The organism is Streptomyces sp. NPDC021012, assembly GCF_044333355.1.
Taxonomy (GTDB): domain Bacteria; phylum Actinomycetota; class Actinomycetes; order Streptomycetales; family Streptomycetaceae; genus Streptomyces.
The window spans coordinates 184,582-206,601 of the sequence record NZ_JBIRQU010000010.1 but is presented as its reverse complement, the minus strand read 5'-3'; the positions used below and the strand labels follow the sequence as shown (position 1 = coordinate 206,601).

General features: G+C 71.7%; 17 protein-coding genes and 2 pseudogenes. 10 read left to right on the top strand and 9 right to left on the bottom strand.

What is annotated here, in order from left to right; translation table 11 throughout:
- Positions 1-107: 107 nt before the first annotated feature.
- Together ACH4TP_RS29510 and ACH4TP_RS29505 are read left to right on the top strand one after the other, a co-directional pair.
- Positions 108-2,129 carry a beta-galactosidase gene (locus ACH4TP_RS29510; RefSeq protein ID WP_398439599.1) on the top strand — a complete coding sequence of 674 codons (2,022 nt, stop codon included), beginning with the start codon at positions 108-110 and terminating at the stop codon, positions 2,127-2,129.
- A gap of 127 nt (positions 2,130-2,256) precedes the next feature.
- A complete protein-coding gene (locus ACH4TP_RS29505) occupies positions 2,257-3,843 on the top strand; it encodes an arabinogalactan endo-beta-1,4-galactanase (RefSeq protein WP_398439598.1) in 1,587 nt (528 codons plus the stop codon).
- 53 nt (positions 3,844-3,896) lie between these two features.
- On the opposite strand, the pseudogene ACH4TP_RS29500 reads toward ACH4TP_RS29505, so the two are convergent.
- Together ACH4TP_RS29500 and ACH4TP_RS29495 are read right to left on the bottom strand one after the other, a co-directional pair.
- Positions 3,897-4,600 (bottom strand): annotated as a pseudogene (locus tag ACH4TP_RS29500) (enolase C-terminal domain-like protein).
- On the bottom strand, positions 4,597-5,019 hold the full coding sequence (locus tag ACH4TP_RS29495) for a hypothetical protein (protein ID WP_398439597.1): 423 nt from the start codon (positions 5,017-5,019) through the stop codon (positions 4,597-4,599). Before ACH4TP_RS29495 ends, ACH4TP_RS29500 begins: the two are co-directional and overlap by 4 nt.
- Positions 5,020-5,580: 561 nt before the next feature.
- Between ACH4TP_RS29495 and ACH4TP_RS29490 the strand changes: the two genes are divergently transcribed.
- From ACH4TP_RS29490 to ACH4TP_RS29475, 4 genes are all read left to right on the top strand, one after another.
- Positions 5,581-6,237, top strand: coding sequence for a hypothetical protein (locus ACH4TP_RS29490; RefSeq protein ID WP_398439596.1), 657 nt, complete (start codon positions 5,581-5,583; stop codon positions 6,235-6,237).
- A 14-nt stretch (positions 6,238-6,251) separates the two neighbouring features.
- Entirely contained in the window at positions 6,252-6,797 is a 546-nt protein-coding gene (locus ACH4TP_RS29485; protein ID WP_389235417.1) for a flavodoxin family protein, read from the top strand.
- A 383-nt stretch (positions 6,798-7,180) separates the two neighbouring features.
- Positions 7,181-7,807, top strand: a complete 627-nt coding sequence (locus ACH4TP_RS29480; protein ID WP_398439595.1) for a CBS domain-containing protein — start codon at positions 7,181-7,183, stop codon at positions 7,805-7,807.
- 64 nt (positions 7,808-7,871) lie between these two features.
- Positions 7,872-8,558, top strand: coding sequence for a response regulator (locus ACH4TP_RS29475; protein WP_398183189.1), 687 nt, complete (start codon positions 7,872-7,874; stop codon positions 8,556-8,558).
- A gap of 1 nt (position 8,559) precedes the next feature.
- On the opposite strand, the gene ACH4TP_RS29470 is transcribed toward ACH4TP_RS29475, so the two are convergent.
- The 4 genes from ACH4TP_RS29470 to ACH4TP_RS29455 are packed head-to-tail and all read right to left on the bottom strand — an operon-like array spanning position 8,560 to position 14,490.
- A complete protein-coding gene (locus tag ACH4TP_RS29470) occupies positions 8,560-10,281 on the bottom strand; it encodes a GAF domain-containing protein (RefSeq protein WP_398439594.1) in 1,722 nt (573 codons plus the stop codon).
- Positions 10,282-10,332: 51 nt separating this feature from the next.
- On the bottom strand, positions 10,333-12,954 hold the full coding sequence (locus ACH4TP_RS29465; RefSeq protein ID WP_398439593.1) for a cation-translocating P-type ATPase: 2,622 nt from the start codon (positions 12,952-12,954) through the stop codon (positions 10,333-10,335).
- Positions 12,955-12,961: 7 nt separating this feature from the next.
- Positions 12,962-13,822 carry a universal stress protein gene (locus ACH4TP_RS29460; RefSeq protein ID WP_398439592.1) on the bottom strand — a complete coding sequence of 287 codons (861 nt, stop codon included), beginning with the start codon at positions 13,820-13,822 and terminating at the stop codon, positions 12,962-12,964.
- The gene (locus ACH4TP_RS29455) at positions 13,819-14,490 is read right to left on the bottom strand and encodes a universal stress protein (RefSeq protein ID WP_398439591.1); all 672 of its coding nucleotides are present in this window, start codon (positions 14,488-14,490) and stop codon (positions 13,819-13,821) included. Before ACH4TP_RS29455 ends, ACH4TP_RS29460 begins: the two co-directional genes overlap by 4 nt.
- A gap of 247 nt (positions 14,491-14,737) precedes the next feature.
- On the opposite strand from ACH4TP_RS29455, the gene ACH4TP_RS29450 reads away from it, so the two are divergent.
- Together ACH4TP_RS29450 and ACH4TP_RS29445 are read left to right on the top strand one after the other, a co-directional pair.
- Positions 14,738-15,361 carry a CBS domain-containing protein gene (locus tag ACH4TP_RS29450; RefSeq protein ID WP_389235399.1) on the top strand — a complete coding sequence of 208 codons (624 nt, stop codon included), beginning with the start codon at positions 14,738-14,740 and terminating at the stop codon, positions 15,359-15,361.
- Positions 15,362-15,383: 22 nt separating this feature from the next.
- Positions 15,384-16,373 (top strand): Acg family FMN-binding oxidoreductase, encoded by a 990-nt coding sequence (locus ACH4TP_RS29445; protein ID WP_398439590.1) that lies wholly within the window; start codon positions 15,384-15,386, stop codon positions 16,371-16,373.
- Between the two features lie 27 nt (positions 16,374-16,400).
- On the opposite strand, the gene ACH4TP_RS29440 is transcribed toward ACH4TP_RS29445, so the two are convergent.
- The 3 genes and pseudogenes from ACH4TP_RS29440 to ACH4TP_RS29430 all read right to left on the bottom strand — a co-directional run.
- Entirely contained in the window at positions 16,401-18,791 is a 2,391-nt protein-coding gene (locus tag ACH4TP_RS29440) for a glycoside hydrolase family 65 protein (RefSeq protein WP_398439589.1), read from the bottom strand.
- Positions 18,788-19,561 (bottom strand): HAD family hydrolase, encoded by a 774-nt coding sequence (locus ACH4TP_RS29435; protein ID WP_398439588.1) that lies wholly within the window; start codon positions 19,559-19,561, stop codon positions 18,788-18,790. The genes ACH4TP_RS29440 and ACH4TP_RS29435 overlap by 4 nt, the downstream gene beginning before the upstream one ends.
- Before the next feature lie 170 nt (positions 19,562-19,731).
- Positions 19,732-19,851 (bottom strand): annotated as a pseudogene (locus tag ACH4TP_RS29430) (alcohol dehydrogenase); the annotation flags it as partial.
- 173 nt (positions 19,852-20,024) lie between these two features.
- Here ACH4TP_RS29430 and ACH4TP_RS29425 point away from each other — a divergent pair.
- Positions 20,025-21,452 (top strand): MBL fold metallo-hydrolase RNA specificity domain-containing protein, encoded by a 1,428-nt coding sequence (locus ACH4TP_RS29425; RefSeq protein WP_398439587.1) that lies wholly within the window; start codon positions 20,025-20,027, stop codon positions 21,450-21,452.
- A 94-nt stretch (positions 21,453-21,546) separates the two neighbouring features.
- Complete coding sequence (locus tag ACH4TP_RS29420; protein WP_398183219.1) at positions 21,547-22,017, top strand: Crp/Fnr family transcriptional regulator; 471 nt, start codon at positions 21,547-21,549, stop codon at positions 22,015-22,017.
- The last annotated feature ends 3 nt before the right edge of the window (positions 22,018-22,020 follow it).

Genomic DNA, 22,020 nt, shown 5'->3' with positions numbered 1-22,020 from the left:
CAATGGTTGTTCGTGTGCGGTTATGTTGCGTTGCCACATCGAGATCGACTGTGTGCACGTTCCCAGTGATCCGTAGCTTCCACCTTCCGAGCGTTCAGGAGAAACTCATGCCGCAGACCACTCCCAAGGGCCTGCACCGGCTCGCGTTCGGCGGGGACTACAACCCCGAACAGTGGCCGGAAAGCGTCTGGCGGGAGGACGTCCGGCTGATGCGGGAGGCCGGCGTCACCATGGTGAGCGTCGGGATCTTCTCCTGGGCCCTGCTCGAACCCGAGCCCGGCCGGCACGATTTCGGCTGGCTCGACCGGATCCTCGACCTGCTGCACGAGAACGGCGTCCGCGTCGACCTCGGCACCCCCACCGTGGCACCGCCCGCCTGGTTCTACCGCGCCCATCCCGAGGCCCTGCCCGTCACCGCCGAGGGCGTCCGCCTCTCGTACGGCTCACGCGGGGCGATCTGCCACAGTTCGTCCGCCTACCGCACGGCCGCCGCCGGGATCACCACCGCGCTGGCCCAGCGGTACGGCAGCCACCCGGCCCTCGCCCTCTGGCACGTCCACAACGAGTACGGCGTGCCCGTCAGCGCCTGCTACTGCGACGGCTGCGCCGCCCACTTCCGCCGCTGGCTCCACGAGACGTACGGCTCCGTGGACGCCGTCAACGAGGCCTGGGGCACCGCCTTCTGGGGCCAGCACTACGGCTCGTACGAGGAGATCGACCCGCCCCGCGCCACCCCCACCGTCGGCAACCCGGCCCAGCAGCTCGACCACCGCCGCTTCGCCGACGCCACCATCCGGGAGAACTTCCGGATGGAACGGGACATCCTCCACGAACTGACTCCGGACATCCCCGTCACCACCAACTTCATGACCGCGCTCAGCCAGTGCGACTCGATCGACTACTGGGCCTGGGGCCGCGAGGTCGATCTCGTCACCAACGACCACTACCTCATCACCGACGGCCGCCGCACCCACGTCAACCTCGCCATGGCCGCCGACCTCACCCGCTCCGTCGCCGGCGGTGCGCCCTGGCTGCTCCTGGAGCACTCCACCTCCGGCGTGAACTGGCAGGCCCGCAACCCGGCCAAGCGCCCCGGCGAGATGGCCCGCAACTCCCTCGCCCACGTCGCCCGGGGCTCCGAGGGCGCCATGTTCTTCCAGTGGCGCCAGTCCCGGCGCGGCGCCGAGAAGTTCCACTCGGCGATGGTCCCGCACGGCGGCACCGACACCCGGATCTGGCGCGAGGTCGTCGAACTCGGCGCCGGTCTGGAGACCCTGGAGGAGGTGCGTGGCAGCCGGACCGTCCCGGACGTCGCCATGGTCTGGGACTGGCACTCCTGGTGGGCGCAGAACCTGGAGTGGCGGCCCAACGCGGCCCACGAGGCCCGCGAGCGCGCCGACAGCTTCTACGAGACCCTCTACGACCGGCACCTCACCGTCGACTTCGCGCACCCCGAGTCCGACCTCTCGGCCTACCCGCTGGTCGTCGTGCCCGCGCTCTACCTCACCACCGAGGCCGCCGGGCAGAACCTCCGCGAGTACGTCGAGAACGGCGGCACCCTCGTCGTCTCGTACTTCTCCGGGATCGTCGACGAGCACGACGCCGTCCACCCGGGCGCCTACCCGGGGGCCCTGCGCGAGGTCCTCGGCCTCACCGTCGACGAGTGGTCGCCGCTCCTGGACGACCAGCGGGTGACGATCACCGGACCGGACGGCGCCACGCTCGGTGGAGACGTCTGGACCGAGTTCGTCCGCCCGCGCGGCGCGGAGACCGTGTGGACGTACGCGGACGGCCCGGCGGCCGGCGGGCCCGCGGTCACCCGGCACCGGCTCGGCCGGGGCACCGCCTGGTACGTCTCCACCCGCCTCGACGCGGCCTCGCTCGACGCGATCCTCGCCGCCGCCTGCGAGGACGCCGGCGTCGCCCCGCGCACCGCGCTGCCGCACGACGTGGAGGTCGTGCACCGCGCGGGCCGGGGCACCCGGTACGTCTTCGCCCTCAACCACTCCGGCGAGGACGCCGAGGTGCCACTGGACGGCTCCGGCACGGAACTCCTCCACGGCGACACGGCGGACGGCAAGCTCACCGTCCCGGCCGGGGCCGTCAGGGTCGTACGCCTCGACTCCTGAGCCCACTCCCCCCTGAACTCCCCGGGGGCGGCCCGCACCCACTGCGCCGCCCCCGGGCGAGCCGTACCACCGTAAGGAACCACCCCGCACCTCCTTCCCCATCCGTCACCGTCGAAGGGACTCGACGATGCACCCCGTACGACACGGCAGCCGCATCCGCCTGCGCGCCACGGCCCTCGCCGCCGCGCTCGGCGCCCTGCTCCTGGCCCCGCTCCCCGCCGCCCACCGCGCCGAAGCCGCCTCCACCCTGACCAACGCGGGCTTCGAGGCCGACGGCACGGGGACCGCCACCCCCTCCGGCTGGTCCACCTACTCCGCCGCCGGACAGAACTCCGCCTCCTTCACCGAGGCCGGTGGCCACAGTGGCGGCTACCGCCTGAGCCACTGGTCCTCCGCCGCGTACAAAGTGGAGACGTACCAGTACCTCACCGGCCTCACCGACGGCAGCTACACGCTCAGCGCCTGGGTGCGCTCCGGCGGCGGGCAGAAGTCCGCCTACCTCGCCCTGCGCAACTGCGGCTCCGCCGAGCAGCGCACCGACCTTCCGGTGACGTCGAGCGGCTGGATACGGATCGTCACCCCGATCACCGTCGTCGGCGGGACCTGCACGATCAGCATCGACTCCGATGCGAACGCGGGCAACTGGATCAACGTCGACGACCTCACCTTCACCTCCGGCACGACCGGGCTCGCCATGAAGGGCGTCGACCTGTCCGCGCTGAAGAAGAGCGAGGACCTCGGCGGCACCTACAAGTCGAGCTCCGGCACCACCGGCGACCCGGTCGCCCTCCTCAAGAACTCCGGCGCCAACTACGGCCGTCTCAAGGTGTGGGTGAACCCGGCGGACGGCTACAACAACAAGGCCCGCGTCCTCGCGACCGCGCAGCGGATCAGGGCGCAGGGCATGAAGCTCCTCGTCGACTTCCACTACTCCGACATCTGGGCCGATCCCGGCGCCCAGACCAAGCCCGCCGCCTGGTCGGGCCACTCGTACGCCCAGCTCAAGACGGACGTCTACAACCACACCTACGACGTCCTGAACGCCCTCAAGGCACAGGGCACCACGGCCGACATGGTGCAGATCGGCAACGAGATCAACGCCGGGATGCTCTGGCCCGAGGGCTCCACGAGCAACTGGTCCCAGCTCGCCGGCCTGCTCAAGTCCGGCATCTCCGCCGCCAAGGCGGTCTCCTCGAACACCCAGATCGCCCTGCACCTCGCCAACGGCGGCGACAACACGCTCTACCGCACCTGGTTCGACAACGCGACGGCGCAGGGCGTGAGTTACGACGTGATCGCGCTGTCCTTCTACGGCTACTGGCATGGCGCGCTGTCCTCGCTCCAGGCCAACCTCGACGACATCTCGGCGCGTTACGGCAAGAAGGTGATGGTCGCGGAGACCGCGTACCCGTTCCGTCTGGACAGCGAGGACGCCCACGAGAACATCATCGACCTCTCGTCCGAGCTGGTCTCCGGCTACCCGGCGAGCAGCGCGGGCCAGACGGCCTGGCTGCGGGACGTCATGAACGTCGTCGAGGCCGTGCCGAACGGCCGCGGTCTCGGCGTCATCTACTGGGAGCCGACCTGGACGGCCGTCGCAGGCAACGGCTGGGACCCGGCCGACCCGTCCTCGGGCAACGGCTGGGAGAACCAGGCCCTGTTCGACTACGACAGCCGGCTGCTGCCGGCTGCGGGCGTGCTCGCGCACCGCTGACCCATGAGAAGGGGCGGGCTCGTTCGCGAGCCCGCCCCTTTCGTACGTTCTGGCTACCACTCGGCCAGCGAGCCGTCGTCCCGGCGCCAGGCCGGGTTGCGCCACCGGTGCCCGACCTCGGCGGCCCGTTCGACGGCCTTCGCATCCACCTCGATACCGAGACCCGGGCCGGTCTGCAGGGCCACGTGCCCGTCCTCGTACCAGAAGACCGCGGGGTTGACGAGGTGGTCGAGCAGGTCGGAGCCGGTGTTGCAGTGGATGCCGAGGCTCTGCTCCTGGATGAGGAGGTTCGGCGCGGCGAAGCCGACCTGGAGGCAGGAGGCGAGCGCGATCGGGCCCAGTGGGCAGTGCGGGGCGGGGGAGACGTCGTACGCCTCCGCCATCGCGGTGGTCCTGCGGACCTCCGGGAGGTGCTGCCCGCCTGTGAGAGCTCGGGCCGCGCGACGGCGATGCCCTGGGCGGCGGCCGGGGTGTCGATGAGCCGCAGCTGGGCTGAGGCGTTCATCTTGATGGCGGTGAAGCCCCCGTTCTTGCGGGCCAGTGCCTCGCTCTCGACCTCGTCGGACCGGTCCCCGCCGATCCGGCTGTAGACGCGGGCACGGTCGCGGACCTTGCCGCCGAGCAGCTGCCATACGGGGACGCCGAGGGCCTTGCCGACGACGGGCTCGCCCCGGCCAGTGACGCCCTCGTCGGGGCCGACGCGGAGGAAGCACCAGCGCGGTGCGACGAGGTGGGTACGGAGAGAGGTGATCTTCACTTGAATTCCTTCTTCACGGTCCAGTCACCATCGACGACCAGGTTGGTTCCGGTGATGTGGGTGGCGTCGGCGAAGACGATGTCGGCGTACGGGAGGAGGCGGGCGAGCACCTCGACGGCCTCGGCGCGGCTCCACAGCCGTTCGCGGTGGTTGACGGCGAAGAGACGGCGACGCGGGCGAGGGCGACGGCCTGTTCGACGGCGGCGCGCACGGTGGCGCTCAACGCGGGCGGTGATACCAGTGGCATGGAGGATCCGGACGGCGGTGATCCGGTCCTCGTCGAGGACCATCGCGCCCGGGGCGTCGTCGCCGACGCGGCCGGTCCAGGCCTCCTGGTGACCGAGCCGGCTGACGCCGACGGCGACGGTCGCCTCGGCCCGGCCCACCCGAGGCGGTCCGGCCGAGTGCGACAGAGGCAAGGGAATCGTCGCCGAACTCGCCCCCGCCAACGGTGTCCGCTGGAGTCGCCGGACCCCTTCCAGTGTGCGGCGACGTGGTTGACCTCGCGCGCCTTCGGGTTCCGCGCCCGCCGAAATCCGGGCCATTTCCGGACCAGCTCTCTTCAACGGGCGCCCGAAGGCGTCGTTTTCACTGTTCAGCGTGGGGGCATGGGCTGTACCACCAGCAGACGGAGAACCTGCTGGTCAGCTACTCACCGAGGAAGGTCGGCTTCTTCTGAGCGACTTCGGCGAGGCATACCAGGAGGGGCTGCGCAAGATGGCCGAGCCCGCGGGCCACGGAACCCAGGGCGGCGCTGAAGCGAAGGCGCATGACAAGCAGCTCGCCGGCGTCGGGGCGCAGGGCGTAGTGCCGGCACGCGCGCCAGATCCTGAAGCCTCTCCCGACGGTCTGGTCGGCGCGCAGGCCGGCGCAGGGGGACGCCGTTGCCGCCGTGGAGCGGGCGGAGACGTCGGCGATGCATCGGGGGCCGTTCGACCCCGGCGAGATGCCTGTGCTGTGGACCAGACTGGTGGTGTCGGATGTGGGAGGTCTCCATGAATGCCCAGCCGAGCGTCACCGCGACAGCCGAGCCGCTCCTGCTCGACGCGGTTCTGCCCGAGTTCCGGTTCTCCCGCCTGGAGTGCGCCGTGATCGCCGCCGATCCGGACGTCGTGTACCGCGCAGCGCGTGATCTGGACATGCTGTCCATACACTCGCCGCTGTTCGACGCGGTCACGTGGGCACGTGGCGTGCCTGACCGAGTGCGCCGTCGACCCGTGGCCACACCGCCTTCGATGCGGGTGTCCGACCTGTTCGAAGCCGCCGCAGCTGGTGATCGGGAGGACCTGGCTCAGCCCTGGGTCGCCCTGGGCGAGCGCGCGGGGCGCGAGATCGTCTTCGGGGCGGTCGGCAAGGTGTGGAAGCCCACCATCGAGTGGCGCCGTGTCGAACCCGATGACTACCCGGGCTTCGCGGAACCCGGCTGGGCGAAGATGGCCGCCGCCTTCGTCGTCCACCCCTACGGCGCACGGCGGTCCCTCCTGACCTACGAAGCGCGTACCGCTTGCACCGACCCCGTCTCCACCACGCGGTTCGGCCGCTACTGGACGCTGGTTTCCCCCGGCGTCGGCATCGTGCTGCGCGGAGCGCTGCGGGCGATCGAAGCGGCGGCGGAGACCGGAGAAGGAAGCACCTGAGGAGATGAGCCGTGATGCGTGCTGTGATCGTGTACGAGAGCCTGTTCGGCAACACACGCGAGGTCGCTGACGCGATCGGTGAGGGTGTGAAGGAAGCGCACCCGGACGCCGAGGTCGAGTGCGTGGCAGTGGCCGACGCCCTGCCGGAGCGCATCGGCCCCACCGACCTGCTGGTCGTCGGCGGGCCGACCCATATGCGGGGGATGACCACGGGGATGAGCCGGAAGATGGGGCTGAAGGGCGAGGAGCACGAGGCTGAGAAGAAGGAGCGTCCCTTCACACCGGAGGAGGGCGCCGAAGGCCCTGGCGTCCGCGACTGGTTCCACGACACGCTCCCGAAGGCCCACACCGGCACCCATGCCGCCGCGGCCTTCGACACCCGGGCGGACATGCGCCTGGCCGGCGCCGCCGCCAGCGGCATCGCACGTCGGCTGCGCAGCCACGGCTACGAACTCGTCGCGGAACCGGAGGGATTCATCATCGAGGACACCGAAGGACCGCTGCGCGAAGGCGAACGGGATCGCGCGAGGGCATGGGGCGCGGCCCTCCAGGTCGCCTGACCGATCCGCAAAGCAACCAGGACCCACGGGGGCTATGGCGGTTGAGCCGAAGATCAGGTGCGCGTACGTCCTGGCTGACGCACTCGCCGGCGCCTTCCGGGACTCGAGTGCGGTCGCCGAAGCCGTGCTCCGCCAGCCAGAGCGCGACACGCCATGCACGGGCCGAACAGGGCCCGAGGGGGGCCATCCGGCCCTCCTCTCCTCTGAAGGAACGAGGCCAGACTGGAGTGGAGTGGACTCCGGTGCGGAGGCCCCCGCCTCGCTCTGGACCAGTTCGCCGGACACATGCTCGCCCACCGTGTCTTCTCCGCCCGTGCGCGGCTGTTGGATCTACGCCCCGCACGGGAGCGGCCCGTAGATCCTCATCCCTCTGGGAGAACGTGATGACCGCCTCGCGCTACACCGTCAGCGACGTCATGACCCGTACCGCCATCGCCATTGGGCGTGACGCGTCGTACAAGGAGATCGTCGCGCTCATGGACCAGTGGAAGGTGAGCGCCGTGCCCGTATTGGAGGGGGAGGGACGGGTGATCGGGATCGTATCGGAGGCCGATCTGCTGCCGAAGGAGGAGTTCCGCACGGACGAGCCCCGCCCGGACGAGTTCGCCGCGGCATCCAAGGCCAGAGCTCTACGGGCTGGGGAACTCATGTCCAGCCCGGCCGTGACCGTCCATCCTGACGCGACGCTCGCCGAAGCGGCACGGATCATGGCGACGCGGAGGGTGAAGCGCCTGCCCGTGGTCAACGGCATCGGCCTGCTGGAGGGTGTGGTCAGCCGGAGCGATCTGCTGAAGGTGTTCCTCCGTACGGACGCCGAGATCGAGGAGGAGATCCGCCACTCCGTCCTCGGCGAGTCGGCCGCCTCCGTGGGGCTGGAGGTGACCGTCGCGGACGGTGTGGCCACGATCCGTGGGACGCTTTCCGACCGGTCGCTGGTGCCTCTGGTCGCCCGCGCCGCGCGGGCCGTGGAGGGCGTCGTCGACGTCCGGATGGATCTCGCCATCCCTTGAGGCGCTCCGTTGATGGACAATCCTTGTGGGGGCGGGTAACTACCGACCGACCATAGGGGTCGCCATGACCGATCTGCCGGCAGCCACCGCACCTACGCGGGTGTTCCTCGTCGATGATCACGAGGTCGTCCGACGGGGCCTGCGTGACCTGATCGACGACGAGCCCGACATGGAGGTGGTCGGCGAGGCGGCGACGGCGGAGCAGGCGCTGGCCAGGGGTCCCGCCCTGCGGCCGGACGTGGCGGTTCTCGACGTACGCCTACCGGACGGCGACGGCATCTCCGTGTGCCGGGAGCTGCGGTCCCGGATGCCCGAGCTGGCCTGCCTGATGCTGACGTCGTTCGACGACGAGGACGCTCTCCTCGACGCGATCATGGCCGGTGCGGCCGGGTACGTCCTCAAGCAGATCAAGGGATCGGACCTCGTCTCGGCCGTGCGGACCGTCGCCACCGGGCAGTCGATGCTGGACCCGGCCACCACAGCGCGGCTGATGCACTCACTCCGAGACCCGGAGGCAGCGAAGCCGCCGGAGGACGAGCGGCTCGCGGTGCTGTCCGAGCGGGAACGGTCCGTACTCGACCTCATCGGCGAGGGGCTCACCAACCGCCAGATCGCCAAGCGGCTCTATCTGTCGGAGAAGACCGTCAAGAACCACATCTCGCGGCTGCTCGGCAAGCTCGGCGTGGAACGCCGCGTACAGGCCGCCGTCATCGCCGCACAGGCTCACGAGCACGACGCCGGGGAGACGTAGCTCATTCCCGCTCGGGCGGCAGCGGGATACGCCACTCGAGTACCGTGCCGCTGCCGGGCTCCACCCGGGCGCGCACCGACAGGGTGCCGCCCAGCCGCTCGGCCCGCTCGGACAGGTTCCGCAGCCCGCTGCGCCTGCCGCCCTGCGGTATGCCCACGCCGTCGTCGCTCACCGTCACCGTCAGGACTCCGCCGTCGGCGACGACAGACACCTCGGCTCGGCGAGCCCGAGCATGGCGGGCCACGTTGGTGAGGGCTTCACCGATGACCACGATTACCTGTTCGACCGCCTCAGAGGGCACGTCCGTGTCGAGGAGGCCCTCCATGCGCAGGGCGGGGGCGGATCCGAGCGTGGTCGCGGCCTCGTCCACCGCCTTGACCACCCGGTTCCTCAGCTTCGGGACGGTGCCCGGGGTGTCGTGTTCCCGGAGCCCGAAGATGGTCGACCGGATGATCTTGATGGTGGCGTCCAGGTCGTCGATCGCCCGTCCCAGCCGGTCCACGGCCTCCGGGTGCTCGACGAACCGCTGGGCGCTCTGCAGCGTCATTCCCGTGGCGAACAGGCGCTGGATCGCCAAGTCGTGCAGGTCACGGGCGATCCGGTCGCGGTCCTCCAGGAGGATCACCTGCTCGGCGTCCCGCCTCCGGTCGGCCAGCTCCAGCGCCAGGGCCGCCTGCCCCGCGAATCCGGGGAGAGCGGTGATCTCCAAGCCGGTGAACGGGGGCCGTCCGTGCCGCCGCGCGAGGATCAGCACCCCGCTCAACCGCTCCTTGGTGCTGACCGTGACCGCCACGGCCGGCCCGAATCCCTCCCACCGTTCGGGCTGCACCCTGATGCGCGGCTCGTTCTCGACGTCGGCGACCGTGACCAGGCCCTCCTGCGCGAGGGCGGCCTCGGCCAGCGTTCCTTCACTGGACGGCAGGACGACGCCCCGGTGCGCTTCGGCACCCTCGCCGTGGGCGAGCGAGCCCCGCAGTTCACCGTCGGCGCCCACCAGGTAGAAGACCCCCATGTCGGCGGCCGCGATGTCCACCGCCTGCTCCAGCATCTCGTCGAGGACCTCGGTCTCCTCTTCGCCGGACAAAAGGGCGCTGGTGAGATCGGAGCTTGCGGCGAGCCACCGCTGCCGGAGGCGGCCCTCCTCGTACAGGCGGGCGTTCTCGATGGCGATGCCGGCCGCGACGGCCAGGGTCGTGACGACCGCCTCGTCCTCGGCGTCGAAGTCAGCGCCTCCGCGCTTCTCGGTGAGGTAGAGGTTGCCGAAGACCTCGTCCCGGACCCGGATGGGCACGCCGAGGAAGGCGTGCATCGGCGGGTGGTGGGGCGGGAAGCCGTACGAGACGGGATGCTCGGACAACTCGGAGAGCCGCAGCGGTTCGGGATTGCGGATCAGCTCACCGAGCAGGCCGTGCCCGGAGGGCAGGTCGCCGATCTGCGCCCGCAGGTCGTCCCCGATGCCGACGGGGAGGAACTCCGAGAGTCTTCTGCCGTCCCCGATGACGCCCAGGGCACCGTATTCGGCGTCCACGAGGGTGACGGCCGCCTCCACGATGCCCTTCAGCACCTGAGGCAGGTCGAGTTCCCTGCCCACGGACATGACGGCTTCCAGCAGCCCGTTGAGGCGGTCCCTGGTGCCCCTCACCTCGTCGATACGTGCCTGGAGCTCGTCGAGTCGCAGGCGCGGAAGCCTGCTGTCCGCCGGCACCGGCCCCTCGTGCTCCATCACCACCTCCGGCCACGTCGAGCGCACAGTCCTCGCCTGACGAGCACATACTCACGGTGGTTCCGGTGCCTCCGGCGCTCCAGCCGGATTCGTCCCGCGGAAGGCGGTGCGGACGAGTCGCGCGGCAAGGAACGCCGCGGGGGCACCGGCCACCGCGATCCCGACGCCCGCCCAGCCGATCGGTTCGGTCTCCAGGACTGAACTCAGGAAGGGCACGTACAGCGCCGCCACGGCCAGGAGAGCGGAGGCGAGGACGGACAGCGGGAGGAACGGGTTCTTGCGGGTGAACAGCCGGGAGCGGAGTCCCAGGACGGCGCCCAGCTGTGCGGCGAGCAGCGCGAGGAAGAGGACACTCTGCCAAGCGAGGCCGAGTCCCCGGGCGCCGATTCCCGCGCCGAGCGAGACCGCCGTGACGACAGCGGCCAGGACGAGCAGGCGCTGCCAGGCACCGCCGCCCAGGATGTGCTGGTCCGGCGGGCGAGGCGGTCGTCGCATCGCTCCCGGTGAGGCCGGCTCGGCGCCCATGGCGACGCCGGTGAGGCCGTGCGTCAGGAGGTTGATCCACAGGATCTGGCCCGCCCGCAGGGGCAGCGGCAGCCCGAGCAGCGGGCCGATCAGCATGACCAGGATCTCGGCCGCGCCGCCGGCCATCCCGTAGACGAGGAAGCGCCGGATGTTGTCGTAGACGCGCCGTCCCTCGTCGACGGCCGCCACGACCGTCGACAGCTCGTCATCGGTGAGGACGAGGTCAGCGGCCTGCCGCGCGACCTCCGTGCCGCGCGCGCCCATGGCGACGCCGATGTCGGCGCGGTGCAGGGCGGGGCCGTCGTTGACCCCGTCACCGGTCATCGCGGTCACCGCTCCCCTGGCGCGCCACGCCTCGACGATGTCCAGCTTCTGCTGGGGGTCCGTACGGGCGAAGACCCGCACCGCGGTGAGGTCGGCGACCCGTCCCGCGGCCACGTCCGCCCCTGTGACGACGCGGCCCTCCGACTCGCCGCCGTCGCCCAGGAGCGCGACATGCGACGCCACCGCCCGAGCCGTCGCGGGGTGGTCGCCGGTGATGAGGACAGGGGTGATACCGGCCGCCCGGCAAGAGGCGAGGGTCCCGGCGGCATGCGGTTTGGGCGGATCGCTCAACGCGACGAGGCCGAGGAGAGCGAGCCCCGACTCCGCCGCGGCAACCGGGTGCGGAATGTCGGTCCGCATCCCCGATGCCACGGCGAGCACACGGTATCCCCGGGCAGCCAGGCGCGCGGCCTCTTGGCGGGCCTCCGCGAGCGCGTCCGGAGGATCGGACAGGACGGCCGGGTCGAGGACGGCTTCGGGGGCGCCCTTCAGGCAGACGAGCACCCCGTGTCCGCCGGTCTCGTGGAGCGTGGTCATGCGTCTGCGGAGGCTGTCGAAGGGCGCCTCTCCGATCCGGGGACGGGTGGCGGACAGCTCCGCCGGATCCGGGCAGCCCGTCTTGGCCGCTGCCGTCAGCAGGGCCGCCTCCATCGGGTCGCCCAAGGCCGTCCAGCGGCCGTCGGTCGCCTCGTCGTCCGACGGGCACAGCGTGGCGTCGTTGCACAGGGTGGTGACTGTCAGCAATTCACGCAGCGGCTCGAGCTCGTCCGCCTCCGCCGGCCTCCCGGCGACGAGGACCTCGCCCACGGGTTCGTACCCCACGCCTGAGAGCTCGGCGCTCCCACTCGGGGTCCAGACGTGCTGGACGACCATGCGGCCCTCGGTGAGGGTGCCGGTCTTGTCGGTGGCGAGGACGGATACGGAGCCGAGCGTCTCCACTGCGGGCAGACGCCGCACCAAGGCGTTCCTGGTGACCATGCGCCTGGCCCCGAGAGCCAGAGCCAGGGTGACCACGGCGGGGAGGGACTCGGGAACCGCCGCCACGGCCAGGCTGATGGCCGTGACCGCCATCGTGCCGGGCGGGAGCCCCCGCACCAGGCCAAGGGCGAACACCAGGACGCACAGGGCGAGTGTCACGGCCGCGAGGATGCGCCCGAGGGCGGCGAGTCGGTGCTGCAGCGGGGTCGGCTCACGGCGCTCGTCGAGGAGGGCCGCGATGCGGCCGAGCGCGCTGGACGCGCCAGTCGCCGTGACCACCGCCACGCCTCGGCCTCGGACGACGACGGTGCCTGCGCTCAGCGTCGCACCCGGATCCTTGTCGACAGGCACGGACTCCCCCGTCAGCATGGACTCGTCCACCAGCACGGATGACGCCTCGGCGAGGTCGGCGTCGGCGGCGACGATGTCGCCCTCACCGACCAGGAGGACGTCACCGGGGACGACCGACGCGGCGGGGAGGTCGCAGACGGCGCCGTCGCGCCGCACGCGGGCGTGGGGGGCGGTGAGGGCGGAGAGTGCGGCGACGGCGTTGTCGGCGCGGATCTCCTGCGCCACCCCGACGGTCGTGTTCACGAGGACGACCATCCCGATGACGATCGCGTCGGGATGGTCGCCGATCGCGAGGGTCAGCACGACGGCCCCGAGGAGGACCATGATCAGTGGGTCCGTCAGCTGGGCCAGGACCCGTTTGTGCAGCCGGACGGGCTTGCTCGCGGTCACCTCGTTGGGGCCTGTGTCGGCGAACCGGCGGGCGGCCTCCTCCTGGGTCAGTCCCGTCGTCTCCCGCACCCGCACGGGCGCCCGCTCCGCTGTCGGCCTGGTCATGACCTGCTCACCCTGCGGGAACGGTGATCACCGGGCAGTGGGCACGGTGCAGCAGCCCGTGGACGACGGAACCGACCCGCATCCCCGTGTACCCGCCCCGACCCCGACGGCCCACGACGACGGCCAGGGCGTGTTCGGCGGCGTTCGCGAGCGTCTCGACGGGGGAGCCGATCGACACCTCGTGGGTGAGTCGGACGTCGGGGTACTTCTCCGCCCAGCCCGCGGTGGTCTCCGAGAGGAGGCGGCGCTCGGCGTGGAACAACGTGTCACCGCTGTGCAGGGAGAAGACAGGGGGCTGCCAGACGGCGATGGCCCGCAGCGCGCAGCGCCGGAGGTCCGCTTCCTCGAAGGCCCAGGCCAGGGCTGCTCGTGAGGACTCGCTGCCGTCGACGCCGACCACGAGGTAGGGCGTCTCCTGCGTGACGTGCTCCGCGTCGCCCACGACGACCACCGGGCAGTGCGCCTTCGCGGTGACCGGGACGACCAGGGAGCCGGCGCTCAGGAACTCCTCGGTACGGCTGAGGTGCCGGGAGCCCAGCACGACCATGCCCGCCTCCTGTGAAAGGCCCACCAGCACTGCTGCCGGGAACCCGTCGAGAAGGCAAGAGTCGACCTTGACGGCCGGCTGCCGGGCGTGCGCCCATGCGAGCGCGGTACGCAGGGCTTCTGTGCCGGCCTGTCGGTGTACCAGGCGACGGGGGGTTCCGTCGACGTGTTGGGGGTCGTGCTGCGGTGGTACCGCGACCACCAGGCGCAGTCCCACACCTCGCAGGTGAGCCTCGTCCGCCGCCCAGGCAAGGGCCAGGTGCCAGTTCTTGACCGGGTCGATGCCGATCGCGATGTCGCGTCGGGCCGTGGTGCGTGTCATGACGTGCTCCCGTGTCCGGGCCCTTGCCGAGGGATGGGCTCCACGGGGCAGTGGGCGTGCTGCAGCAGGCCGAGCGTGGTCCGTCCGATGGTGGGCCCGAGATAGCCGGGCGACCGCCGGCCTCCGACGAGGAGCAGGTCCGCGTGGCGCGACGCCTCGACGAGAGCTCCGGGCACGCTGTGGCTTTTCTGGCCGTCGGCATGCACGGCCAGTTCCGGAAACTCCTCCCGGACGGTGTCCGACACCGAGGACAGCGCGCGTACGTGATCGCGGGCGACCTCCTCGCCACCGTTGCGCGGCAGAGCCCGCGGCCCGCCGGACAGCCCCATACCCCAGGTGTGCAGGAGTCGTACAGGCGCCTTGCGCAACAGGGCCTCGCGAGCCGCCGCGCGGGCACAGCCCACGACGGTCGGCTCGGGGTGGCGCGCCGTGACCGCCTCGGCGGTCCGGTCGAGCAGTTCCCGCCCCGCCTTCCGGCTCCTGACGATCTCCGTCTGGGGCAGGAACGGAGCCGACGCGTCCGTGTCCGCCGCATGGACGAGGCAGAGCGTGCTGCCCCGCCGGGCTGCCTCCGCCGCCGCCCACATCACCGCTGTGCTTGCGGGCGGTGATCCGTCGATGCCGACGACGACCCTGCCGAGGCCGGGACGGGCCGTGGTTCCGTCCATGGTTCCTCCTCGCACGGTCCGGGGGACTTGGTTCCACCCTGGCAGTCGGTGCCGGGCAGCCGGAGGGCCGCTGGGGCCAATGGCGGGACCAAAGGTCCCCACCGGGCCGGTCGGAGTACGGAGGGGCAGTGACGTGCCCGTTCGGTCCTGCCCTGGGACCGTTCGGCCCTCGCCGACCCCAGGCGTGCGTTGGAGGCTGGTCACACGGGACAGCACACCTTCCGGACCCCCGACAGGAGGCGCCGCGATGAAGCACATGAAGATCGGCGGTCTCATGACCGGCAACGTGGTCTCCGCCGTCCCCGCGACGTCGTTCAGGGAGATCGCGAAACTGCTCGCCGAGCACGACATCACCGGGGTCCCCGTGCTGGACGAGGACGACCGCGTCGTCGGAGTCGTCTCCGAGAGCGACCTCCTGGCCCGCCACGAGCTGACCGCACGGGATTTGATGACCACTCCGGCCGTCACCGTCCACGCCGAGGAGACGGTGGCCGACGCGGCGCGGCTGATGGTGCGTCGCGGAGTCGAGCGCCTCCCCGTGGTCGACGTGGAGGAGCGACTGGTGGGCATCGTGACCCGCCGTGACCTGCTCTGCGTCTACCTCCGCCCGGACGCGGAGATCCGGCGCCGCATCCGCGAGGACGTCCTCACTGATGCCATGGACCTGCCCGGGGACGCGGTCGACGTGCACGTCCTCGACGGCGTGGTGACGCTCGCCGGTCGTGTCCGGCGACGCAGCCAGGCCCAGATGCTCGTCGAACTCGCCGAGCGGGTCGACGGTGTGGTCGCGGTCGTGGACCGGCTGTCCTTCCATGAGGACGACACGCGTCTCACGTCCTCCGCCCGGACTCCGCACGACTTCTCTTGGTGACTCACCGCAGACAGGACGAACCGTGTCTACCACCGCTCTGACCCGACCGCTCGTGACCTCGCTGATCGAGGACGCCGTCACGGCTCCCTCGATGCACAACGCGCAGCCGTGGAGGTTCGTCGCCAGGACGGACACCGGTGTCATCGAGCTGCACGGTGATCCGCGGCGCGGCATGCCGCACGGAGACCCCGACCACCGCGCCCTGCACCTCGGCTGCGGCGCCGCCCTGTTCGGTCTGCGGGTCGGCGCCGCGTACCGGGGCCTGCATCCGGTCGTGCAGCTGCTGCCGTCCCCCGGAGATCCCTGGCACTTCGCCGACGTGCGGTTCACCGGCCCCGATGACGCCGACAGCGATCTGGGCGGCCTCCGTGCCGCCCTGGCGCGGCGGCACACCAGCCGCTTCCCGTTCACGGAGGAGCGGATCCCCACCGAGGTGATCGACGGACTCCGTGCGGCTGCTCTGCTCGAAGACTGCAGGCTGGTCGTGCCGGGCGAGTGGCATGCCGTCATGGTCATGGGTCTCGTCCACGCCGCCGCGCTGTACGAAGCAGCGGACGAGGCCGTACGGGCGGAGATCGCCGCCTGGACACGCACCGGTGCGGCCGGGGAAGGCCCCGCAACCGAGGGCATTCCCGCGTACGCCCTCGGCCCGCGGCAGTACGACGTGACCTCCCCCGTCAGGGACTTCGACTCCCGTCGGCGGGTGCCCGACCGTGATGCGGCCCGCTTCGAGAAGAGGCCGCAGATCGCGCTGCTCGGCACGCCGGGGGACGCGCCGGAGGACTGGCTGAAGGCAGGCCAGGCCCTGCAGCGGGTCCTTCTGCAGGCCACTCTCGACGGTCTCGCGACCTCGCTCATGTCCCAGCCGCTGGAATGGCCCGAGCTCCGCTCCGACGCCCGCGCTCCCGGCGCGGTCGGCGGTTTCGTCCACATGGTGATCCGCCTGGGCTACGGCCCCGGGGGCCGTGCCACGCCGCGCCGTCCGGTCTCCGAGGTGCTCGCCTTCGGCTGAACCGCCTCGCACGGACGGATCCGCTCCTCACAGCCGGAACCAACGCTCCTGTCCGGGTGCGACGGTGACCCTCCGGTCGCCCGGGAGGAAGACGGCGAGCGGGCCCGCGGACGAGGCGGGTACCCGGACGGCCAGGCGACCGGGAAGCATCCGCAGGCGCACTCCTCGATGGCGGCCGACGCACAGGGTGAAGGCGAACCTGGGGATCTCCGCCAGCGGCACCGGGGCCACCCGAAGCCCTTCCGGTCCGGTTTCCAGGCCGGTGATGCCACGCTCGACGAGGTCGATCGTGCCGGCCATCGCGCCGAGGTGGACGCCCTCACCGGTCGTGCCGCCCTGCACGTCGGCCACGTCGGCGAGGAGGGCCTCCTCGCAGTACCGCCAGGCGTCGGCACCTTTCTGCCGGGCCAGGACCCAGCCGTGGACGAGGCTGCTGAGCGTCGAGCCGTGGCTGGTGCGCCGCAGGTAGTACGCGACGGTCGCCCGCCACACCCCGTCGTCCAGCGGGTAGCCGAGCCGGTCGAACAGGCCGTACAGCTCCTCGGGCCGGAAGAGGTAGCCGAGCATGAGGGTGTCGGCCTGCTTCGACGCCTGGTAGCGGTTGACCGTGTCGCCCTCGGCTTCGAGGATCCGATCGAGGCGGCGGATGTCACCGTAACGGGCCTGGTACGCCTCCCAGTCGAGCTCCGCGAGGTCTCCGTATCCCTCGAACTGGCTCACCACACCCTGGTGGAACGGCACATACAAGCGGCGGGAGACGTCCTCCCAGCGGGCGAGTTCGCCTGCGTCCAGCGACAGTTGCTCCGAGAGCTCCGAGCGGCGGGCCCCGGGCAGTTCGCCGAGCAGGTCGAGGCCGCGGGCGAGCACCCAGGCGGCGGTCGCGTTGGTGTAGGCGTTGTCGTCGATGCCCGGGGCCACGGCACCGGGATAGGCGTCGTGGTACTCGTCGGGTCCCACGACCCCGCGGATGCGGTAGCGCCGCAGGGCGGGGTCGAAGTCAGCGGCCCCGGACCAGTAGCGGGCGACCTCGAGGAGGATCTCCGCCCCGGCAGAGTGGAGGAAACCGCGGTCTCCGGTGGCCTGCGCGTACCGCCAGACGTTGTAGGCGACGGCGGAGCCCACATGGTGCTGGAGTCGGGAGTGGTCGGCCAGCCAGCGTCCCGAGCGCGGGTTGAGGTGCAGGGCCTGGGTCTCCTCCCGCCCCGAACTCGCGCTCTGCCATGGGTACATGGCCCCTTGTCGACCGACGAGACGGGCGGCCTCGCGCGCTGCCGGCAGTCGACGGTGCCGGTACATGAGCAGCGCTCGGGCCACCTCGGGGAAGTGCAGGTCGAGGTAGGGCAGGACGAAGAGCTCGTCCCAGAACACGTGCCCCCGGTACGCCTCACCGTGCAGGCCGCGCGCGGGCACGCCCACGTCCAGGTCCGCCGTGTGCGGGGAGAGCGTCTGCAACAGATGGAAGACATGCAGCCGGAGGATGCGGCCCGCCTCTCCGGGCACGTGCAACTCGCCCTGCTCCCAGACGCGTTGCCAGGCCGCCTTGTGCGACGAGAGCAGCCGGGGGAAGGCCGGAGCACGAGCGAGCGCGTCGACGGCCGCGGAGAGCGGGGCGACGGCGGGCCGGTCCATCGAGGTGTGCATCGCGAGAGTCTTCACGACCATCGCCGAGCGGCGGGGAACGACCGGCAGGTGATACGTCTGTACGGTGCCGGCCGGCGTGGCCGCCTCCCGCGCGGGCTGCGCGGGGCGGGTGACCGTGCGCACGGCCATGGCGATCCTGATGCCCGGGTCGGTCGTGCGGCAGGAGATCCAGGCGACGCCGTCGGATGCGAATCCGGTCCGGTGGTCCGTGAGATGACGTCCGTCGAGGTTCCGGTAGCGCTCGACCCCGGCATTGGTGACGGCGCCGTCGAGGACGGACTGGACCTCGATCGAGCCGCTCCAGCCGTAGGCGCGGAACAGGGTGCACTGGGCCGCGAGCCCGGGATCTCCCATGTGCACCACGCGGATGTGGCTGACGCGCAGGCCCCGACCGCGGGCGTCCTCGAAGAACAGGCGCCGGGTGAGCACACCCGCGCGCAGGTCGAGGTGCACGTCGTAGTGGCGCAGTTCCCCGGCGTCGGGCGTCAGCCAGTCGCCGGCCGGACCGTCGTCCGGCAAGCAGCGGTAGCGCAGGAGCGTCCAGTTCGGAAGGTTGACCAGGTCCTCGTTCTCGACCTGCTCGCCCGCGACGACCGAGGTGAGCCGGTCGTAGCAGCCGGCCAGGTAGGTGCCCGGGTAGTGCGTGGTCCCGGCGGTGCACTCGGGAGCGGAGCCCCGGGTCGCGAACCGGCCGTTGCCGAGGGTGCAGAGCGCTTCCACCAGCCGCTCGCGTTCCGGCTCGTACCGGTCGTAACTCCACGTCCAGCTGGCGGTCATCCGCGCTCACCCCACACGCTCCGGACCAACGTCGTCAGATCGGGAACCACCAGGTCGGCACCCTGCTCACGCAGGAGGGCGGCGGTACGCCGCAACGAGGTGCGGTCGACACCGACGACGAGACCGAAACCGCCGCGACGCGCCGCCACGACCCCGGCGAGTGCGTCCTCGACGACCGCGGTCTCCTGCGGACGGCTGCCGAGGAGGGCCGCCGCCTGCAGGAAGATCGCGGGATCCGGCTTGCCGGCGAGGCCGAGCCGCGCGGCGTCCTCGCCGTCGACGATCACGGCGAGGAGACCGTCGAGTCCCGCGGCACGGATCAGTTGCCGGGCGTGCCGGGAGGCCGACACAGCGGCGCACGGGACGCCCGCCGTGCGCAGGGCCGCGAGGGCCGGCCGGGCGTCGGCGAAGGCGGTGACGCCTTCCGTACGGAGCAGATCGACGAACACCTGTTCCTTGTGTGCCGCGACGCCCCAGACAGTGCCGCAGCCGGGCGCGTCGTGCGGCTCTCCCACCGGGAGGCGGAGGCCGCGGGCGGTGAGGAAGGCCGCGGCGCCGTCGTACCGGGACCTGCCGTCGACGAGCCGGCGGTACTCGGCGTCCGCGTCGAAGGGCGGCTGCGTCCCGCTGTCGGGCGCGAGCTGGTCGAGGCAGGCGTCGAACGCGATCTTCCACGCCGCCGCGTGGACGACGGCGGAGTCGAGCAGTACGCCGTCGGTGTCGAGGACGACACCGTCCGGCGGCCGAGAACCCGGGCCTCGGCCATTCATCAGGCCACCGGCGTGTCAGGGAGGCTCACAGCCGTGCGCTGCGGGCCGCCCAGGGCGACTTCGAGGGCGCCGGTCTCGGCCGCGTTGTCGAAGACCTCGTACGCCTCCTCCATCTCTCCCGTCTCGAACCGGTGGGTGACCAGGTCTGCCGACGGCGACCGCCCACCGGCCGTGCCGCAGATGGTGACCACGTCGACCCGCACGATCGCGTCGCCAGGCTCCTCGATGACCGGGTCGGGCACATCCTGCCGGTCCATACGGCCCGGTCCCTGGAAGACGAGTGCCTTCACGGCGTCCACCCACTTCCTGTCGCGCGTCGCTGCGGTCCTCGGCACCAGGCTCCGCGGAGCCCCCCTGCGGCGCATGAGCCGGTCGGCCCCCGAAAGAGGCCCGCTCGGACCCTCTGGACCGGCTCGGCCGGATGCGAGGGTGGAGACCGGCCCCCACCGAAGGAGGGCTGGCCATGTCCGAAGCAGCCCCGAATCCCGCTCCCAGCACCCCGCGCCCGGCACTGCTCAGCTTCCTGGGCGGCGTGGGAACCGTCACCGGCAGCAAGTTCCTGGTCGAGAGCGACCATGCGCGGATCCTCCTCGACTGCGGTCTCTTCCAGGGTTTCGCGACCTTGCGGCGTCGCAACTGGGAGCGGTTCGCCCGCGACGCAGCCGACATCGACGCCGTGGTCGTCACCCATGCCCACCTGGACCACTGCGGCTACCTGCCACGCCTGGTCCGGCAGGGTTTTCGTGGACCGATCCTCACCAGCGCCCACACCGCCCGGCTCGCCGGGATCGTGCTGCGCGACAGTGCCCGCCTCCAGATGGAGGCCGCCCGGCACGCCGACGAGCACGGCTGGTCCAAGCACCGCCCGGCCAAGCCGCTGTACGACGACTCCGACGTCGAGAAGACGCTGGCGTTCTTCGATCCCGTCGCGGTCGACGAGGACGTCGAGATCATGGCCGGCAGCCGGCTGACGCTGCACCACGGCGGGCACATCCTCGGGTCGGCCTGGGCGCACCTCACCCTGGAGGACGGCCACGCCCTGGCCGTCTCCGGAGACCTGGGGCGCCCCGGACACCCGCTGCTGCTGCCGCCCGAGCCGTTCTCCGGCGCCGACGTGCTGCTCGTGGAGTCGACGTACGGCGACAGGCGCCACGACCAGGAGTCCGCCCGCTCGGAGTTCGCCTCGGTCATCGCCCGCGCCCTCGCTCGGGGTGGCACCGTCGTCATCCCGGCCTTCGCGATCGACCGCACCGAGGTCGTCCTGCACGAACTGGGCCGACTGCGCGACTCTGGCATCCTGCCCCGGTCGGTCCCCGTGTACGTGGACAGCCCCATGGCCCTGGCCGCCCTCGACGTGTACCGGGACGCCGTGCGCGAGCGCTCGGCCGAGCTGCGGCCGGAGATCCTCGCCGAGGGAGAGGCCGCACTGAGCCCCGAACCGTTCCTCGCCGCCCGCACGGTCCAGGAATCCATCGACATCAACAGCGCGCACGGCCCCGCCGTCATCGTCTCCTCGGCCGGCATGGCCACCGGCGGCCGCGTCCTGCACCACCTGCACCGGCTGCTCCCCGACTCCCGCAACGCGGTCGTCATCGTCGGTTTCGCCGCCGCCGGCACCCGGGCGCGCGACCTGGTGGACGGGGCGCGGACGCTGAAGATGTTCGGCGAGTACGTGCCGGTACGGGCCGAGGTCGCCGACGTACCGCACTTCTCGGCCCACGCCGACGCCGGCCAGATCCTCGACTGGCTGCGCGGCGCCCCGCCCCCGCACACCACCTACCTCGTGCACGGCGAACCGGCCGCCTCCGAGGCGCTGCGCGACCGCGTCGACCACGAGCTGGGCTGGACGGCCGTCGTGCCCCGCTCCGGCGAGGCCGTCCTGGTCCGCTGACCCGGGCCCTTCGGTCCCCCGGGTATGACCTGCGCGGCCCTCCCCGGCACCGCCCGCCCGGGGCGAGTCTGTGAGGAAAGGGCTGGAGGACACCATGACCACCACGCGGACGCTGCTGGACGAGCTCTCCCCCGAGGCACGTGACCGGCTCCTGGAACACTCCCACCCGGTCCGCTTCGCCGCCGGGACGCGCCTCTTCCACGAGCGGCAGCGCGCCGACCGGTTCTGGATCATCGAAACCGGCAGGGTCGACCTCGACACCCATGTCCCCGGGCACCGCAACGCCGTCGTGGACACGCTCGTGGGCGGCGCCCTGCTCGGCTGCTCCTGGATCATGCCGCCCTACCACTGGCACCTCGGCGCCACGGCGGTCACGGAGGTCCGCGCCCTTGAATTCGATGCCCCGGCCGTGCGGGAGCTCTGCGCGGAGGACCCGTCCGTCGGTGAGGCCGTGTTCGCGTGTGTCGCCGCGACCATGGCGCGGCGGCTCCTTTCGACCCGCAGCCGTCTCATCGACGACGTCACGCCGCATGCGGGCGCGGAAGCCCTCGCATACGCCCGGTGAGGA